The sequence below is a fragment of the Pseudomonas sp. HP_01 genome (assembly GCF_055284355.1).
In genome coordinates, this window is the sequence record NZ_JBTOPV010000012.1 from 190,148 (window position 1) to 205,528 (window position 15,381).

Annotated in this window: 13 protein-coding genes; 6 read left to right on the forward strand and 7 right to left on the reverse strand. The window is 60.5% G+C overall.

What is annotated here, in order from left to right:
• Window positions 1-12: 12 nt before the first annotated feature.
• On the reverse strand, window positions 13-891 hold the full coding sequence (gene dapA / locus ACYAR8_RS09520) for a 4-hydroxy-tetrahydrodipicolinate synthase (protein WP_074890685.1): 879 nt from the start codon (window positions 889-891) through the stop codon (window positions 13-15).
• 314 nt (window positions 892-1,205) lie between these two features.
• On the opposite strand from dapA, the gene ACYAR8_RS09525 reads away from it, so the two are divergent.
• Window positions 1,206-1,769 carry a glycine cleavage system transcriptional repressor gene (locus ACYAR8_RS09525; protein ID WP_037014004.1) on the forward strand — a complete coding sequence of 188 codons (564 nt, stop codon included), beginning with the start codon at window positions 1,206-1,208 and terminating at the stop codon, window positions 1,767-1,769.
• A 10-nt stretch (window positions 1,770-1,779) separates the two neighbouring features.
• Window positions 1,780-2,253, forward strand: a complete 474-nt coding sequence (locus ACYAR8_RS09530; protein ID WP_074890687.1) for a peroxiredoxin — start codon at window positions 1,780-1,782, stop codon at window positions 2,251-2,253.
• Between the two features lie 113 nt (window positions 2,254-2,366).
• On the opposite strand, the gene ACYAR8_RS09535 is transcribed toward ACYAR8_RS09530, so the two are convergent.
• Window positions 2,367-3,437 carry an AI-2E family transporter gene (locus ACYAR8_RS09535; RefSeq protein ID WP_463579730.1) on the reverse strand — a complete coding sequence of 357 codons (1,071 nt, stop codon included), beginning with the start codon at window positions 3,435-3,437 and terminating at the stop codon, window positions 2,367-2,369.
• A 40-nt stretch (window positions 3,438-3,477) separates the two neighbouring features.
• Window positions 3,478-3,729, reverse strand: a complete 252-nt coding sequence (locus ACYAR8_RS09540; protein ID WP_463579731.1) for a sulfurtransferase TusA family protein — start codon at window positions 3,727-3,729, stop codon at window positions 3,478-3,480.
• A 146-nt stretch (window positions 3,730-3,875) separates the two neighbouring features.
• Here ACYAR8_RS09540 and ACYAR8_RS09545 point away from each other — a divergent pair, with 146 nt between their 5' ends.
• On the forward strand, window positions 3,876-5,312 hold the full coding sequence (locus ACYAR8_RS09545; protein WP_463579732.1) for a M48 family metallopeptidase: 1,437 nt from the start codon (window positions 3,876-3,878) through the stop codon (window positions 5,310-5,312).
• 109 nt (window positions 5,313-5,421) lie between these two features.
• Here ACYAR8_RS09545 and nadA read toward each other — a convergent pair whose 3' ends face one another.
• Window positions 5,422-6,480 (reverse strand): quinolinate synthase NadA, encoded by a 1,059-nt coding sequence (gene nadA, locus ACYAR8_RS09550; protein WP_108122127.1) that lies wholly within the window; start codon window positions 6,478-6,480, stop codon window positions 5,422-5,424.
• A gap of 260 nt (window positions 6,481-6,740) precedes the next feature.
• On the opposite strand from nadA, the gene ACYAR8_RS09555 reads away from it, so the two are divergent.
• The 3 genes from ACYAR8_RS09555 to ACYAR8_RS09565 all read left to right on the forward strand — a co-directional run bounded on the left by ACYAR8_RS09555 (window position 6,741) and on the right by ACYAR8_RS09565 (window position 10,244).
• Window positions 6,741-8,600, forward strand: a complete 1,860-nt coding sequence (locus tag ACYAR8_RS09555; RefSeq protein WP_463579733.1) for an ABC transporter ATP-binding protein — start codon at window positions 6,741-6,743, stop codon at window positions 8,598-8,600.
• A gap of 143 nt (window positions 8,601-8,743) precedes the next feature.
• On the forward strand, window positions 8,744-9,346 hold the full coding sequence (locus tag ACYAR8_RS09560; RefSeq protein ID WP_074890695.1) for a TetR/AcrR family transcriptional regulator: 603 nt from the start codon (window positions 8,744-8,746) through the stop codon (window positions 9,344-9,346).
• Window positions 9,347-9,554: 208 nt separating this feature from the next.
• Window positions 9,555-10,244 (forward strand): type 1 glutamine amidotransferase domain-containing protein, encoded by a 690-nt coding sequence (locus ACYAR8_RS09565; protein ID WP_463579734.1) that lies wholly within the window; start codon window positions 9,555-9,557, stop codon window positions 10,242-10,244.
• 565 nt (window positions 10,245-10,809) lie between these two features.
• Here ACYAR8_RS09565 and ACYAR8_RS09570 read toward each other — a convergent pair.
• From ACYAR8_RS09570 to ACYAR8_RS09580, 3 genes are all read right to left on the reverse strand, one after another.
• Window positions 10,810-12,207, reverse strand: coding sequence for an NAD-dependent succinate-semialdehyde dehydrogenase (locus ACYAR8_RS09570; RefSeq protein ID WP_463579777.1), 1,398 nt, complete (start codon window positions 12,205-12,207; stop codon window positions 10,810-10,812).
• 105 nt (window positions 12,208-12,312) lie between these two features.
• Window positions 12,313-13,122 (reverse strand): helix-turn-helix transcriptional regulator, encoded by an 810-nt coding sequence (locus ACYAR8_RS09575; protein WP_074890698.1) that lies wholly within the window; start codon window positions 13,120-13,122, stop codon window positions 12,313-12,315.
• Between the two features lie 52 nt (window positions 13,123-13,174).
• A complete protein-coding gene (locus ACYAR8_RS09580) occupies window positions 13,175-15,202 on the reverse strand; it encodes an FIST N-terminal domain-containing protein (RefSeq protein ID WP_463579778.1) in 2,028 nt (675 codons plus the stop codon).
• Window positions 15,203-15,381 lie beyond the last annotated feature (179 nt).

Here is a 15,381-nt window from a genome sequence, read left to right on the forward strand (position 1 = left end):
AATGCTTCCTCATTAGACCAATACACCGGACTGGCGCAGGGCCTGACGCAGCGGCTCGTGGCAGGACTCGCTGAGCCAGGTAAGCGGCAGACGAATACCGTCTGGCATCAAACCCATCTCATGCAGGGCCCATTTCACGGGAATAGGGTTCGATTCGATGAACAGGGTCTTGTTCAGCGGCATCAGTTTTTCATGAATTTCGCGGGCAGTATCGGCATCACCGGCCATCGCGGCCTTGCACAGGTCGGCCATGGCGCGCGGCGCGACGTTGGCAGTAACCGAAATATTGCCTTTGCCACCGAGCAACATCAGCTCGACGGCGGTCGCGTCGTCGCCGGAATAGACCAGGAAGTCGCTGCTCACGCCGGCAAGAATAGCCTTGGCGCGCTGCAGGTCTCCGGTGGCTTCCTTGATGGCGATGATGTTTTTGACTTTCGACAGGCGGATAACGGTCTCGGCTGACATGTCGCAGGCAGTACGACCCGGCACGTTATACAGAATCTGCGGGATGTCGACGGCTTCGGCGATGTGCTTGAAATGCTGGTACAAGCCTTCCTGGGTCGGCTTGTTGTAGTACGGGGTGACCAGCAGGCAGGCATCGGCACCGGCGTTCTTGGCGTTGGTCGTCAGTTCGACCGCCTCGCGGGTGGAGTTGGCGCCGGTGCCGGCGATGACCGGAATGCGGCCAGCGACCTGCTGAACCACGCGGCGGATGACTTCGATGTGCTCGTTGACGTCGAGCGTCGCGGATTCACCGGTGGTGCCAACGGCAACAATGGCGTTGGTGCCCTCTTGCAGGTGAAAGTCCACCAGTTTGCTCAGGCTGTCCCAATCGAGACGACCTTGTGCATCCATGGGTGTGACCAGTGCCACCATACTGCCCGCAATCATGCAAACCGCTCCTGCCGGAAAAAGAGAGCGGTAATGGTACTGGCGCCATGATCCTTGCACAAGGCGAGCATTCCCCTCGGCGCCGGTTTTCGCTACCCTTCGGTCTTTGATCGGTACGGGTCATCTGCCCGGCTCGTTCGACTGCTCGATTTTGACGTCACTTACCCCCGCCCTGCGTCGTTATCGCGCGCCATGACAGGCTCATGGCAGCGATTGGCGGCTGTGGGGCGCAGCGACGTCACGATGCCTTCGTTCGTCGAGCCCGCCGGCAAAGGCCTGCTGCGTACCGACCGCTCATCGTCTAGGAATGCTGCATGTCATCCATCCCCACAGTTCGCGAACAATTCCTTGTCATCAGTGCCCTTGGCGCCAACCCAATGGAGCTGACCAACGTGCTGTGCCGCGCCAGTAACGAAAGCCGTTGCTCGGTCGTCAGCTCACGCCTCACCCGCCACGGTGAGTGCAGCGCGCTGATCCTGCAGATCTCCGGCAGCTGGGACGCCCTGGCGCGTCTGGAAACCGGTCTGCCCAATCTGGCGAAGAAACACGCCTTCACCGTCAATGTGGTGCGCAGTGCTTCGCTGGAAAACCGTCCGGAAGCCCTACCCTACGTGGCCTACGTCAGTTCGGCGTATCGCCCGGACATCATCAACGAGCTGTGCCAGTTCTTCATCGACCACAACGTCGAGCTGGAAAACCTGATCTGCGACACCTATCAGGCACCGCAGACCGGCGGCACCATGCTCAACGCGACGTTCACCGTGACATTGCCGGCCGGCACCCAGATCAGCTGGCTGCGTGACCAGTTCCTGGACTTCGCCGATGCACTCAACCTCGATGCGCTGATCGAACCATGGCGCCCTCAAGCACCGATGTAAGGAGTCTCGAATGGCTGTAGAACTCGACCAACCCGTTGCCGATTTCCAGGTGCAGGCCACCAGCGAACAGGCGGTCAGCCTGTCGGCGTTGAAAGGTCAGCAAGTCGTCCTTTATTTCTACCCGAAGGACAGCACCCCGGGCTGCACCACCCAGGGCCAGGGCTTTCGCGATCATCACGCCGACTTCAAGGCCGCCAACACGGCGGTGTTCGGTGTGTCGCGCGACAGCCTGAAATCCCACGAGAACTTCAAGGCCAAGCAGGAATTCCCGTTCGAGCTGATTTCGGACAAGGACGAATCGCTGTGCCAGCTGTTCGATGTGATCAAGCTGAAAAAGCTGTACGGCAAGGAATACCTGGGCGTCGACCGCAGCACCTTCCTGATCGACAAGGACGGTGTGCTTCGCAAGGAATGGCGCGGCGTGAAGGTGCCAGGGCATGTGGCGGCGGTGCTTGAAGCCGCTCAGGCGCTGAATAACGCTTGATCGCCATCCTGTAGGAGTGAGCTTGCTCGCGATCAGCGTCGTCCTGGTCGATATACGATGACTAAACGAACCCGGTCGCGAGCAAGCTCACTCCTACAAAAGCAAGGCAACGCCTATAACAACGGCGCCACCGTCGGTTCGTTCCGTGGCCACGCATCTAGCACAGCCTTGAAAAGGGTCGCCAGCGGAATCGCAAAGAAAATCCCCCAGAACCCCCACAGACCGCCGAACAACAGGACGGCGCAGATGATTGCCACCGGGTGCAGGCTAACGGTCTGGGAGAACAGCAGCGGCACCAGCACGTTGCCGTCCAGGGTCTGGATGATGCCGTAGACCGCCATCAGATAAATGAACTGATCGCTCCAGCCCCACTGGAACAGCGCGATGAATGCCACCGGCACGGTCACCACCACAGCGCCTACGTACGGCACCACCACCGAAATCCCCACCAGCATCGCCAGCAACGCCGAGTAATTCAGGCCCATGGTCACGAAGGCGATGTACGTCACCCCGCCGCAGATGAAGATCTCGATGACCTTGCCACGAATGTAGTTGGCGATCTGTCGGTTCATTTCCTCGGCCACATGGGTAATCAGCGTGCGTTCGCGGGGCAGATAACCCCTCGCCCAGCGGCTGATCATCCGACGATCCTTGAGGAAGAAGAACACCAGGATCGGCACCAGCACCAGGTAGATCATCATGTTGACCAACAGCGGCAGGCTGGACAGGGAAAACGTCAGCGCCCATTGGCCGAATTTTCCGACCTCACCGCGAGCCACTTCGATGGCCTGCAAGACCTGCTCGTCCGACACAAGATGCGGATAGCGCTCCGGCAGCAGCAACAGCAGCGACTGCCACTTGGCGAGCATGCCGGGCAATTCGTTGAACAAGGTGATGAGCTGGTGCCACAGCAACGGCACGAGCACCAGCAGAAACAGCGCCAGCGCCCCCATGAATAAAGCGAACACCAGCCCCACTGCGCCACCTTCCGGGACCCGCAGACGTTCGAGCAGGTTGACCAGCCCTTGCATCAGAAATGCGAGCACCAGGCCGGCCAGCACCGGCGCGAGCATGCCGCCGAGGGTGAGAACAACGGTAAATCCGAGAACCAACAGCACCGCCAGCACCACCGCTTCCTCGTCGGAAAAGTAGCGCTGTATCCAGTCGCGAAGCACTTTGAACATCAAGAATCCTAAGGGGGGGGTTGCGAGGGGTCAGAAATGCTCAGGCCTTACGCAGCCAATACCGATAAATGCCGTCAGCGTTTTCTTCGTGCAGCAGCACATGGCCGGCCAGCTTTGCGAATGTACGGAAGTCGCGCTGCGATCCTGCATCCGTCGCAGTCACTTTGAGCACCGCGCCACTGGCCAGACGGTTGAGCTCCATCTTGGCCTTGAGCAAGGGTAGCGGGCAGTTGAGGCCACTGGCGTCCAGCTCTGCATCGCAGGCTGCGGGGTGTCCTAAAGCGTCAGACATCGTTTCTCTCCGGGTAGACACATCCGCCCTCGCATAAAAGCAAAGCGGCGGAAGAACATTCTTACAAGTTTTCCAGAATACCCCACTCTGGTCAGCAAGCCATTGAGCCAGCTACAGTGACGCCTTTCTGCCCCAGAGTTTCGTGCATGAATTTTTTGCGCCCCACGCTGCTGACCCTCGCATGCCTGCTGGCAGCGCCGAGCTTCGCAGAAGACGACCTGCCCTCCCTCGGCGACGCGAGTTCATCCATCGTTTCTCCGCAGCAGGAACATGACCTGGGGCGTGCCTGGCTAGGGCTGTTGCGCTCTGAAGTGGCGCAGCTGTCCGACCCGCTGCTCAAGGACTACGTCGAGTCCTCGGTCTACCGACTCGCCGAAACCAGCCAGGTGCAGGACCGCCGTCTCGAATTCATTCTGATCAACACGCCGGAGATCAACGCCTTTGCCGCGCCCGGCGGGATCATCGGGGTCAACGGCGGGTTGTTCCTCCACGCCGAAACCGAAGGCGAGTACGCTGCGGTCCTCGCCCACGAACTGGCTCACCTGTCGCAAAGGCACTTCGCCCGCGGCGTACAGGCGCAACAGCGTATGCAAGTGCCGGTGATGGCAGCAATGCTTGCCGGCATCGTCATGGCCGCAGCGGGCGCAGGCGATGCGGGGATTGCTGCGATCGCCGGCACCCAGGCCGCTGCAATTCAGGAGCAGGCAAGATTCTCCCGGCAGAATGAATCGGAAGCGGACCGCATCGGCATCCTCAACCTGGAAAAGGCAGGCTACGACCCGCGCAACATGCCCACCATGTTCGAGCGTCTGGCACGCCAGTATCGCTATGACGCCAAGCCACCGGAATTCCTGATGAGCCACCCGGTGACCGAATCCCGTATCGCCGACACCCGCAACCGCGCCGAGCAGGCCAAGCCCGGCGGCAAGGAAGACAGCCCTGCGTATCAACTGATGCGCGCGCGCACCGTGCTGATCTACGAAGAAACCCCCGGCATGGCCGCCAAGCGTTTCCGTGCGCAACTGGCCGAGAACCCGAAAAACGACGCTGCTCGCTACGGTCTGGCGCTCGCCCAGACTAAGGCGGGTCAGCTGAATGAGGGTCGCGAAACACTGAAGCCCTTGCTCGACAAGGCCCCGGATAACATTCCCTACAACCTCGCCGCCGTGAACCTGGACATCTCCAACAATCGCCTGCCCGATGCTCAACAGCGGGTGGACCGAATGCTGAACCTGTATCCGGACAACTACCCGCTGAATCAAGCGAAAGTCGACGTTCTGCTCAAGCAGTCCAAGGCGCCCGAGGCATTGAAGTCTCTGGAGATTCTGTTGAAGAGCCGCCCCGACGATCCAGACATCTGGAATCAGGTGGCTGACACCCGCGGCCTGTCGGGCAACACCATCGGCCTGCATCAGGCCCGTGCGGAATATTTCGCGCTGATGGGCGATTTCAAACAGGCGATCCAGCAGCTTGAATTCGCCAAGCGCCGCGCTAACAACAACTTCCAGCTGGCCTCACGCATCGACGCGCGGCAGCAGGAAATCATCGCTCAGGAGCGGGCGGTGAAGGACATGATGAATTGAGGTCAGCTGCAAGCGGCAAGCCATAAGCTGCAAGCTGGAACGCAGCCAATCGGCTTTCCGCTTGAAGCTTGAAGCTTGAAGCTTGAAGCTTGCGGCTAACCGCTTTTATTCAAGCATTCCCCGAAGCTTTCATGCGTGCCGCTTGGGTAAAGTCGAGCATGCGCTGCAACGGCCGGACGGCGTGAGGGATGACCGCCGGGTCAACGAAGATCTCGTTAGTGCCTTCACGCAGGCATTCAAGCGTGCGTGCCAAGGTGTTCATCGCCATCCACGGGCAATGGGCGCAACTGCGGCATGCCGCGCCGTTGCCAGCGGTAGGCGCCTCGATGAAGACCTTATCGGGGCACAGCTGCTGCATCTTGTAGAAGATGCCTCGGTCGGTGGCGACGATGAAGGTGGTGTTCGGCAGTGTTTGCGCCGCCTTGATCAACTGGCTGGTCGAGCCTACAGCATCGGCCAGGTCGATCACCGACTCGGGCGATTCGGGATGAACCAGAATGGCCGCATCCGGATACAAGGCCTTCATGTCCTCTAGCTGCCGGGACTTGAACTCTTCATGCACGATGCAGGCGCCGTCCCACAACAGCATGTCCGCCCCGGTCTCACGCTGAATGTAACGGCCCAGATGCTTGTCGGGCGCCCAGATGATTTTCTCGCCGTTGTCCATGAGGCTTTCAACGATCTCCAGCGCACAACTGGACGTCACTACCCAGTCGGCACGGGCTTTTACGGCGGCGGATGTGTTGGCGTAAACCACCACGGTGCGCTCGGGGTGCTGATCGCAGAACGCAGCAAACTCGTCGACCGGGCAGCCGAGGTCCAGCGAGCAGGTCGCTTCGAGGGTCGGCATCAGGATGCGTTTTTCGGGGGTCAGGATTTTTGCGGTTTCACCCATGAAACGCACCCCGGCGACCAGCACGGTTTTCGCCGGATGGTTTTTGCCGAAACGCGCCATCTCCAGAGAATCCGAGACGCAACCGCCGGTTTCTTCCGCCAGTGCCTGAATCACCGGATCGCAGTAGTAGTGCGCCACCAGCACAGCGTCCTGGGCCTTAAGCTCGGCGGCGATCAGGCAGCGATATTCCGCTTCCTCCTCCGGGGTCAGGATTTTGGGCTGTTTGGCGTCCAGGTGCGCTTGGACCAGGAGGCGTTCGGAGATGTGTGTCATGTCGATGGACCTGAATGCGCGTACGGACAGAAGGTCCGCATGATGGAAAACGGCCGGGAAGTTAGCACGGGATCTGTTGAGCGATCACTTACCGGCAGTCCCCGCTGTCAATGTTAGCTCCATCGCCATCACATCAAGCGCAGGACATCGCAAAAACAGGTTCGCAACGGTTGGAACGAGTCAGCAAAAAAAGCACCGAAACCCTCAAGCCCGCCATTCAATGGCAGAATCTGTGTCACTGGACAGTTTTGGAGACCCTCATGCTGCGCGTATTTGAACGACGGCTCGATCCCTTCCCACCCGATGAAGCACCGCCGCCGCCTGTGGGTCTGGCGCGTTTTCTGTGGGCCTGCACCCGGGGTGCGCGTGGCTACATCCTCGCCCTTGCGGTGCTCGGCGCCTGCGTGTCGATTTACGAAGCCTGGCTTTTCTCGTTCCTTGGGCAAGTGGTTGATCTGCTGTCGACCTGGAAGGACGGAGGCGCCACCGCAGGCGAAGAAAGCCGGGCGCTGTGGGGCATCGGCATTTTGCTGGTGGTCAGTATCGGTCTGGTGGCCATGCGCACGATGGTCCAGCACCAGATACTGGCGATCAACCTGCCGTTGCGGCTGCGCTGGGACTTTCACCGCCTGATGCTGCGGCAAAGCCTGTCGTTCTTTTCCGATGAGTTCTCCGGTCGGGTGACCACCAAGGTCATGCAGACCGCGCTGGCGGTGCGGGACGTGCTGTTCACCCTGATCGAAATCGCGCCCGGCATCGGCGTTTACTTCATCGCGATCATCGCGCTGGCCGGCGGCTTCGCGTTGAAGCTGATGCTGCCGTTCCTTGCCTGGATCGTGTTGTTCGGGCTGGCCATGCTGTACTTCGTGCCGCGCCTGGGCAAAGTCGGTCAGGAACAGGCCAACGCACGGTCGTCGATGACCGGGCGGATCTCCGACGCCTACACCAACATCACCACGGTGAAACTGTTCTCCCACTCCAAACGCGAAGCGCAGTTTGCGCGCGCAGCGATGGAGGACTTCAAGCAGACCGGCTTCCGCCAGATGCGGCTGGTGAGCCAGTTCGAAATCGTCAATCAGGCGCTGGTCGTTGCGTTGATTCTGGGCGCCGGCGGTTACGCCCTGTGGCTGTGGCATCAGGGTGACGTCGGCACTGGCGCGGTGGCAGCGATTACCGCGATGGCGCTGCGCATCAATGGCATGTCCCACTGGATCATGTGGCAGATGACCTCGCTGTTCGAGAACATCGGCACGGTGCAAGACGGCATGGCAACCCTGACTCAGGGCCCGAAAGTACAGGACGCCCCGGATGCAACCGCGCTGAAAACCACTGGAGGTGCGGTGACCTTCGACAACGTCAGCTTCAACTACAACGGCGAGCGCCAGGTGCTGGAGGGTTTGGACCTGGCCATCCGGCCGGGCGAGAAGATCGGACTGGTCGGCCGTTCAGGCGCTGGCAAATCCACGCTGATCAACCTGCTGCTGCGCTTCTATGACGTGGACAGCGGCGAAATTCGCATCGATGGTCAGAACATCAGGCAGGTCACGCAAGACAGCCTGCGCAGCGCCATCGGCATGGTGACTCAGGATACGTCGCTGCTTCATCGGTCCATTCGCGACAACATTGCCTATGGTCGACCCGATGCCACCGATGAGGAAATCCACACCGCGGCGGTTAACGCCCAGGCGGATGGCTTCATCAGTCAGCTCAGCGACAAGCATGGCCATAGCGGCTACGACACGCTGGTCGGCGAACGCGGTATCAAGCTGTCGGGCGGCCAGCGCCAGCGGGTTGCCATTGCCCGGGTGATGCTGAAGAACGCGCCGATTTTGCTGCTGGACGAAGCGACCAGCGCCCTGGATTCGGAAGTCGAAGTGGCCATTCAGGAAAGCCTCGACGAAATGATGAAAGGCAAAACCGTCATTGCCATCGCCCACCGGCTGTCGACGATTGCGGCCATGGACCGGCTCATCGTGATGGACGACGGGCGCATCATCGAACAGGGCACCCACGCTGAACTGCTCAACAAGAACGGCACGTATGCGCGGTTGTGGCATCACCAGAGCGGCGGGTTTCTGGGCGAGGATCAGGGCGTGCCTGAGGCGGTGGATCAGGTATAGCGGCAGACTCGCGGTATATCCGCAGCGACACGGCGGCTCTGTGGCAAAGCCGTCGTGTCACTGCGGGCCCTGCCGATACACGACATCCTCGCCTATCAGAATCTCCTAGTAGACCGACTTACTAGGATGTATTCTCCGACGCTATGAATACTCCTCATACACGTGGTTCATCTGATGTCCGTCAAGGCATCCTCGACGTCGGCCAGCGCATCATGGCCGCCAAGGGGTATTCCGGCGTCGGCCTGAACGAAATTCTGGCTGCTGCGGGCGTGCCGAAAGGCTCCTTCTACCATTACTTCGGTTCCAAGGATGCCTTCGGCGAGGCGTTGCTTGAGCATTACTTCGACGACTACCTCGCTGACATCGATCGTATCCTCGGCGAGCCCGGCCTGCCCATGGGTGAGCGGCTGATGAATTACTGGCGCGTCTGGCAAGACACGCAGTCGTTTCAGGAATGTCAGGGCAAATGCCTCGCCGTGAAGCTTGGCGTGGAAGTGGCTGATCTTTCGGAAGCGATGCGCGCTGTTCTCAAGCGCGGCACGGCCGGGATTACCGACCGGCTCGGCAGCGCGATCGAGGCTGCCGTTGCCGACGGCTCGCTGCCCGCCTGCGAGAACCCCTATGCCGTTGCACAAAGCCTGTACCAGTTGTGGGTCGGCGCCAGCGTGATGGTCAAGATCGAAAGAAGCCTCGCGCCGTTTCAGACGGCCATGGAAACAACACGCGTGATTCTGCGGCTTGCCTGATCGGCGCACTGCCATGTCCCGCCGCTCTCTGTGGCCTCGCGCCTCTTCTGTATAGCGCCGGCCGGTCTGTTCTGACCGGCTTTATAACTTTGCAACTGTTGAGTAGCGTTCAAACAGCCTCCTGAAATAATTTGAAAATAATCCTAGACGACTGGTCTACTCAAGTCTAAGGTGTATCTACTTTAACCCGTCCCAAGGAATATGCCCGATGAAAGTGCTTATGGTTCTGACTTCCCACGACACCCTTGGCAACACCGGCCGTCCTACCGGCTTCTGGCTGGAAGAACTGGCCGCGCCCTACTACGCGTTCAGCGACATCAACGCCGAGATCGTTCTGGCGTCGCCACAAGGCGGTCAACCTCCGCTGGACCCGAAGAGCAACGAGCCTGACTCCCAGACCGACCTGACCCGTCGTTTCGAAAAAGACGAAAAGGCCACTGCTCAGCTCGCCAACACCGTCCGCTTGGACAGCGTGTCTCAAGCAGATTTCGACGCTGTGTTCTATCCAGGCGGCCATGGCCCTCTGTGGGATCTGGCTGAAGACAAAAACTCTGTCCAGCTCATCGAATCGTTCATCGCCGCCGGCAAGCCCGTCGCTGTCGTCTGTCACGCCCCTGGCGTGCTGCGCCACGTCAAGAACGCCGACGGCACCCCGCTGGTTAAAGGCAAGAAGGTCACCGGCTTTACCAACAGCGAAGAAGAAGCGGTCGGCCTGACCAACGTGGTGCCTTTCCTGGTGGAAGACGAGCTGAAATCACTGGGCGGCGTCTACTCCCAAGGTCCGGACTGGGGCTCGTATGTCCTCACCGATGGTCTGCTGATTACCGGCCAGAACCCTGCTTCGTCCGGCCCTGCGGCAGACGTGCTGATCAAGGCACTGCAACACAAATCGGCCTGATCACTGCCAGGAGGGAGGGGTGTTCGCACCCCTCCCTGCCTTTCTCCTTTTCACTGAGATCACGACCATGAACTGGTAATGAACGGATTCAACCCAACCCCAGGCCCGACTCTATGTCGGGCTTTGTCGTTTCTGGGCGGATGCGAGTAACCCAACAAACACTGCGGTGACGGGTCTAGCTCGCCAATGGCAGGCATTGAGGAACGCTCACAATGCTCGTTGTGACGGGTGAGCAGTTGCGGACGACATACTCAGCAGCAGCGCCCGCGATACCCTTGCCCTCGAATACCTCACCGACAGCGTTGTGAACGACAGCACGAGGCCGTCCAGCGTGAACCTCAACAACGGCTTCAGGCTTGGCGCCGGCGACCTGCTGGACGTTTCGGCGTTAGGGTTTAGCCCTGGGAGCTGGGGTTTGGCACCCGCCGACCTGCACCCGATCGGCTGACCCCGGAAGCGCACTCCCAAATGGCAGGCATGAAAAAGCCGTCGCAGGTGCGACGGCTTTTTTTGCAGCATGGGGCGGTTACAGAGCTTCTCCCATGCTGATACTGCTCACTGAATCTCAGTCAACACGTTTGGCCCACACCGCCTGGGCGTTGGTGAATTCGCGTAGCCCGAAGTGGGACAGTTCGCGACCATAGCCACTCTTTTTGACGCCTCCCACCGGAATCCGCGCATTGGTGGCCGGGAATCCGTTGATGAACACGCCACCGGTTTCCAGACGGCGGGCGATGCGTTGCGCGCGCGGGATGTCCTGAGTCCACAGGCTGCCGCCCAATCCATAGTCACTGGTGTTGGCCAGTACGATCGCCTCTTCGGCATTGGCGGCAATGGTGATCGCGGCCACCGGCCCGAACGTTTCTTCGTCGAATGCGGCCATGCCTGGCTTCACATCGGCCAGCACGGTAGGCGCGTAGAAGTTGCCGGGACCGTCGATTTTCTTCCCGCCGAGCAGCAACGTCGCGCCGGCTGCAAGTGTGCGTTGAACCTGACCATCCAGCTCATCGCGCAGATCAGCGCGGGCCATCGGGCCGACATTGATGGCGCTGTCCAGCGGATTACCGACTTTCAGTTGTTCGACCGCCGCAACGAATTGACGGGTGAATTGCTCGGCGATCGGCGCCTCAAGAATGAATCGCTTGGCCGCCAGACAGACCTGGCCGGCGTTCTGGAAACGCGCTTCAACGGCGGCTTTCACCGCAAGATCGATGTTCGCATCGGCCAGCACAATAAAGGCGTCCGAACCGCCCAGCTCCAGCAGGCTCTTCTTGAGTGCCTTGCCTGCGGTGGCTGCCACGGCAGAACCTGCACGCATACTGCCCGTCAGGGTGACGGCGGCAATGCGCGGGTCTTCAATGGTGCGGGCCACGGTGTCGTTGTCAGCGATGAGATTGGTGAACAGACCTTTGGGAAAGCCCGCTGCCTCATAGGCTTCTTGCAGCGCATAGGCCGAGCCCATGACGTTCGGCGCGTGCTTGAGCATGAAGCCGTTGCCCGACAGCATGATCGGCCCGGAGGCACGAATCACCTGCCACAGCGGGAAATTCCAGGGCATGACCGCCAGCACGGTGCCGATCGGCAGGAAGGAAACATGGACTTCGTCGTCGCTGCCTACATTGACGGGTTCATCGGCAAGAATCGCCGGGCCGTTGTCGGCAATCCATTCAAGGGTGGCTGCGCACTTCTCCACTTCTCCACGGGCCGCCGCCAGGGTCTTGCCCATTTCAGCGGTGATCAGTGCAGCGAAGGATTCCGACCGCTCACGCAGGGTGTCCGCCAGACGGCGATAGGCCGCCACGCGCTCGCCCATCGGCGTGGCGCGCCACAGACGAAAGGCCGCAGCGTTCACATCCAGCAACTGCTCGACGTCGGTTTGGGTCTGGAAGGGGTAAGTGGCGATCAGCTCACCGGTGGCCGGGTTGCGTGATGTGGCGACGTTTGCGGTGTAAATCGGGCTCAGGTCAGACATCGTGATTACCTCGTTAGCGATCGGTGCAGCAAATAGGCGCTGCGATGACCGCCACTCTAGGCAAGCCCGAAAAAGCCCGGAAGGCGTGTTGTTATCCTATGACCGTGAGTCATAGGCAGTGTGGCGGGGAATGTAAGTCACCAGCGACAGGTCCGGCCGCCCCTCAGGCGTCAGCGCGACGTAGGTGAAATCGATATGGCCGCTGATAGGGTGCAGCAGCCGCTTGCGGCCCTCTTCGAAACCTTTGACCTCGGTGTCCTGCCACCACTCTTTGAACTCCGGGCTCAGGGCCGAGAGCTCTTCGATCAGGCTGTCGAACGGTGCCTTGTCCTGGGCCAGCGCCCGCGATGCCCGAAAGGCACTGATCATGCCCCGCGCCATCTGCTCCCAGTCGAGGATGATGGTTCGGTAGGGGATGTACAGAAACAGCAGACGCAGCGTGTTGCGCTCGTGGGGCTGCAACGAACCGTAGTCGACGAACAGCTCGGCGATGGCGTCGTTCCACACCAGAATGTCGAGTCGGGCGTTGCGCACATACGCCGGAATGGGGTTTATCGCGCGCACCAGCATTTCCAGGCCGTCGGTTACACCGCCGCCGGTCGCGGCAGCCGGCACTTCCAGTGCGGAAAGCGCGTAGAGGTGAGCGGACTCCACACGATCGAGCTTGAGGACCTTGGATATCCGTTGCAGGGCGTCCGGCGAGGGCTGTATGTCGCGGCCCTGTTCAAGCCAGGTGTACCAACTGACGCTGACCCCGGCGAGCGCCGCTACTTCTTCGCGGCGCAATCCGGGCGTGCGCCGCGGCCCTTCCGGCAGACCGAAGTCCTTCGGATCAAGGCGTGCCCGCCGGCTGGACAGGAAATTGCCGAACTCACGCCGCTGCTCTATAGAAGGTCTTTTAGCCATAACTCGCTCGTGGTCCGCGTTTTGGTTGATCGCGGAAAACCGGCATCGTGGGTCAAGGCCTGGCGTGGGTCAAGCCGGTCAAGGTATCGGCGATGGCTTTAGTGCGCCGCGCCGTGCCTTCGGTGGCCTGGTTCGAGTGTTCCAGAGAATCGAGCATTTCGCGCAGTGCGCCGACGCCGGTTGACTGGTCCTCGATCTGCTGCGCCACCCGCTGGATCTCGCTGGAGAGCAGGTCGATGTCGACGCCAATCTCCGCTGCGTTCTTGCGGGTGATTTCCGCCAGCTTGCGCACTTCGTCGGCGACCACGGCGAAGCCTCGGCCCAGGTCCCCTGCCCGCGCGGCCTCGATCGCAGCGTTGAGCGCCAGCAGGTTGGTCTGGCCGGCGATCTGCTGAATCACCTGCACGATGGACTGGATGCGCAGGCTCGATTCCGCGAGGGCTCGGGCGCCGACCACCGCTTCGTCCGCCTGACTGACCAGCGCTACAACGGTGTTGCCAGCGTTTGTCGAGACGGTGTTCTGCTGGTCAATCGTGCCGGCCAGATCGTCCATCGACAGGTGCAGCTCGCCGGAGTAGTGCTTGATTTGCGTGGACATCTCTTCCTGCTGCTGCCCGGCCTGGGCAAGGACCCGACCCAGTGCGGCAAGGCCCTCGAACACAGGCAAAACTTTGGTATCCAGCCCCCGAGTATCCAGCGCATTGTTGAAATCGTTGAGCTTGAACGCCTCGATCTGCTTCACGATGACGTGGTTCAAACCCACCATCTTCTTCAACTGACGGCGCAGAAAGAACGCCTTGAACTCTCCGTAGTGAGCGATGAAACGGTCGACGTACTCGTCGGTGAACGAAGCGCCCTTCGCCACCCGGAAGAAAAAGATCGCCGTGAGCGTCTGGTTCAGGTTCAGGCCGAGAATTTCGCCGAAGGTCGAGAACCCCACCACCGGCACGTTACCGAACAATCCGGTCATGCTGCCCAGGTCCTTGCCGTTGTTGGCCCGACGCAGGATGCAGTCGTTGAGGATTGCCGCGACGGGCTGACCGCCCTTGCCACGGAGGAATTGCTCGTAATCCACCTGGGTGGCTTCGCGCAAGGGGGTGCGCTTGACCATCACCAGTTCTTCGCCGGGGGCCACGTCGCAGAAAAGCTGAATGATTTGCTGTGCATGGTCGATGCGCGCGATCGATCGCACGAACAACTCGCTGCCCACGCGAATGGCGAAGGAGTAATCCGCGAGGTTCTTTTCCAGGGCTTGAGCATCGCAGTCGAAGGCGTTACACAGGGCCTGCACCATGCTCATGATGTTGCCCTTGCTGTCGATCACCTGGTCGATGGTGCGGTCTTCGACAGACGCGGTCAGGACGCTAAAGGTCAGCCCGGCGGGTTTGAAGTTCTGACTTTTGAACACGCCAAAACGTATGTCGGCGGCGGTCTTGATGAAGACAATCTGCGCATGATTCTGATAGCTGCGCTTGCCGTCGTGGATCAGCGTCTTCTTGAAATCCGACTTGCCGCCGGCCGAGCCTCCTACAAAGAGGCAGGGAAAGCGACCGGACTCGTAAAGCGCTTCCATGAAAAACGATTCGGACGCCGACAAGCCGTCGAACACTACATACGCCAGGGTGTCGCGGTGGTCGATGGCCGTGCTGACCTGCGCGCGCTTGATGTTGTTGACCAGCTTTTCGATACGCTCGCGCATCTCCATGCGCTTGCCGCCGCTGCGGATGTCTTCGCACTCCAGCGGCACCATCACCACTTCGGCTGATGCAATCACGCTGTGCTCGAAGAGCTGCAGGACGATGCGGTCCCAACGATCGCCAGTCGCACAATACAAACCGGTCGCACTGTTGCACAGCTCGCCGGACGTGGTGCACAGGCTGAGCGCGCTGTCGGGAAAGCGCTGCTTGATGCGCGCGGCGATTTGGTCGATGTCCAGATGCGGAGAAACGAAACCCGTCACCAGAACGGGAACTGAACGCACGCCTGCCAAGGCACCTTCCAGTTCGCCACCGGTGCAATTGATGCTGATCGCTTCATGGCGATGGGCACGGGATCGATTGAAGAGGTTCAATGGGTTCATCATTTGGCTCACTGGAAAGGATCGCTGAGCGCATGCGTGCATACACAGCAGCTTTTCTTTGTATCGGCTGTGGGCGAGGCGACTGAAGTGTTGATGAGGGGCATTGGTCGGTTGGCCAGGGATGACGGAACCAAACCGGCTCAGGGGCCACACAAGCGCTAGAGAATCCAGAGCGGGTG